Source organism: Phormidium sp. CCY1219, assembly GCF_035615515.1.
Classification (GTDB): Bacteria; Cyanobacteriota; Cyanobacteriia; order Cyanobacteriales; family Laspinemataceae; genus CCY1219.
On the sequence record NZ_JAJENT010000944.1, the window covers coordinates 1 to 1,049 of the forward strand.

Here is a 1,049-nt window from a genome sequence, read left to right on the forward strand (position 1 = left end):
CCCCCACGGCGGCGGTGAGATGCCGTGGGGCAACCACAGCAGCGATTCCACCCCCAATCCAACCGCAAAAGCAAGCGAGGCCCAAGTGCCAGATCCTTTCCCGGAAAAGCAACGAGAGCTAGAACTTGACGGCTTTAAATCGGCTGGACAATCGGAAGCCGGAAACGAAATCCACAAGCCATCGGGAACCTTAACTGACCGAACGCAAGCAATTGACCGCGCCGCATACGCTCCGCGGCCCAAAATATTAAAATCCGACACGCTAAATACTTTTGCACGCGCACAAGCCGCACGCACAAACGCATCGACCCCGCGCTGGCAACCCACTGAAATCGGTACATCAGCTGGTACAGCAGCAATCGCCGCGGAAATATTATCAGCAGCGATCGCATCCGGCGATCGCCGCGACCCGGAAAATCCCACTGCCGAACTCCTGGCGATCGCCTCATGTGCTTCTATCGGCAAGCGAATAATCTCACTGGACATAGTACATCCTTAACTCGACTCCTTTATTATAGCACGGGGTCGGGCAAAAAAGCAACAGAAAAAGCAACAGAAAAAAAGATGACGAAAAAGTCAACACCAAAAACCAAAAAAACACAAAAAAAACCAAAAAAAACCCAAAAAACCCCCACAAAAGCCTGACCCCGTGCTATAATAAAAACAGGAAAGGAGGGGAGGAAAGGCGAGAGCCGAGGAAACCGAGGACCCACCGGGCAGGCCAAGGGGACCAGGCAGCAACCGAGCAACCCACCACCGGCACCAAGGCAACCGCCAACGCCCGGAAAGGCGGAAACCGAGGGAAGAAAGGGAAAGGGGAAAAGGGAACGGCACGGACGGGACCGAAAGGCAAAGGCGCCACCCGATAGGCCCAGCAACAGGACCCACACCCCCACCCACAAAAAACCCAAGGCACCGGGGAGCGAAAAAACGGCCAAGGCCACGGCCAAGGCCAACGCCCCCAAAGCCGCACGGGGACCCCCACCCACACACACGCGGGGACCCCCACCCACACACACGCGGGGACCCCCACCCACACACACGCGGGG

General features: G+C 57.1%; 1 protein-coding gene. It reads right to left on the minus strand.

Annotated features, from left to right (window positions below):
* A partial coding sequence (locus LKK83_RS30650) for a hypothetical protein (protein WP_324635258.1) occupies positions 1-486 on the minus strand: 486 nt, incomplete at its 3' end.
* Positions 487-1,049: the final 563 nt, after the last annotated feature.